Annotated in this window: 9 tRNA genes; all 9 read left to right on the top strand. The window is 50.2% G+C overall.

What is annotated here, in order from left to right:
* Window positions 1–21: 21 nt before the first annotated feature.
* The 9 genes from F8162_RS14865 to F8162_RS14825 all read left to right on the top strand — a co-directional run bounded on the left by F8162_RS14865 (window position 22) and on the right by F8162_RS14825 (window position 853).
* Window positions 22–97 (top strand) — tRNA-Thr (locus F8162_RS14865).
* 13 nt (window positions 98–110) lie between these two features.
* A tRNA-Lys gene (locus F8162_RS14860) sits at window positions 111–186 on the top strand.
* 15 nt (window positions 187–201) lie between these two features.
* A tRNA-Leu gene (locus tag F8162_RS14855) sits at window positions 202–282 on the top strand.
* A gap of 29 nt (window positions 283–311) precedes the next feature.
* A tRNA-Gly gene (locus tag F8162_RS14850) sits at window positions 312–386 on the top strand.
* A gap of 16 nt (window positions 387–402) precedes the next feature.
* Window positions 403–491: transfer RNA gene (locus tag F8162_RS14845), tRNA-Leu, on the top strand.
* A gap of 3 nt (window positions 492–494) precedes the next feature.
* Window positions 495–568: transfer RNA gene (locus F8162_RS14840), tRNA-Arg, on the top strand.
* Between the two features lie 10 nt (window positions 569–578).
* A tRNA-Pro gene (locus tag F8162_RS14835) sits at window positions 579–652 on the top strand.
* A gap of 15 nt (window positions 653–667) precedes the next feature.
* A tRNA-Ala gene (locus tag F8162_RS14830) sits at window positions 668–740 on the top strand.
* Between the two features lie 20 nt (window positions 741–760).
* Window positions 761–853: transfer RNA gene (locus F8162_RS14825), tRNA-Ser, on the top strand.
* Window positions 854–911 lie beyond the last annotated feature (58 nt).

Raw genomic sequence — 911 nt, 5'->3', positions numbered from 1 at the left:
CCCGTCATCCTCCACCATTTAGCCGACTTAGCTCAATTGGTAGAGCAACTGACTTGTAATCAGTAGGTTGGGGGTTCAAGTCCTCTAGTCGGCACCAGTTTTTATTGCAAGAGCCATTAGCTCAGTTGGTAGAGCATCTGACTTTTAATCAGAGGGTCGAAGGTTCGAATCCTTCATGGCTCACCATTTTAACTTAAATATGCGGGTGTGGCGGAATTGGCAGACGCACTAGACTTAGGATCTAGCGCCTTTGGCGTGGGGGTTCGACTCCCTTCACCCGCACTTTTAATAAAATAACTCAAACATGTCTTGCGGAAGTAGTTCAGTGGTAGAATACAACCTTGCCAAGGTTGGGGTCGCGGGTTCGAATCCCGTCTTCCGCTCCAATTTTCAATATGACATGCCGGGGTGGCGGAACAGGCAGACGCACAGGACTTAAAATCCTGCGGTGGGTGACCACCGTGCGGGTTCGACCCCCGCCCTCGGCACCATATGCGCCCGTAGCTCAATTGGATAGAGCGTTTGACTACGGATCAAGAGGTTAGGGGTTCGACTCCTCTCGGGCGCGCTTTTATTTACGGGAAGTGGCTCAGCTTGGTAGAGCACCTGGTTTGGGACCAGGGGGTCGCAGGTTCAAATCCTGTCTTCCCGATATTCCCAAAAACATGGGGCCTTAGCTCAGCTGGGAGAGCGCCTGCCTTGCACGCAGGAGGTCAGCGGTTCGATCCCGCTAGGCTCCACTTTATTTATTATATGTCTCGGAGGTATACCCAAGTTCGGCTGAAGGGATCGGTCTTGAAAACCGACAGGCGGTGAGAATCGCGCGGGGGTTCGAATCCCTCTACCTCCTCCATTTTATTTTTAAATGGTTTAGATACATATAATAATAAATTTTTTATTTTTTCCTTCAT

The organism is Bacillus sp. CH140a_4T (assembly GCF_008923725.1).
In the GTDB taxonomy this organism is placed as follows: Bacteria; Bacillota; Bacilli; order Bacillales; family Bacillaceae_G; genus Bacillus_A.
The sequence above is the reverse complement of the archived record's forward strand: the minus strand, read 5'-3'. Positions and strand labels throughout refer to the sequence as shown.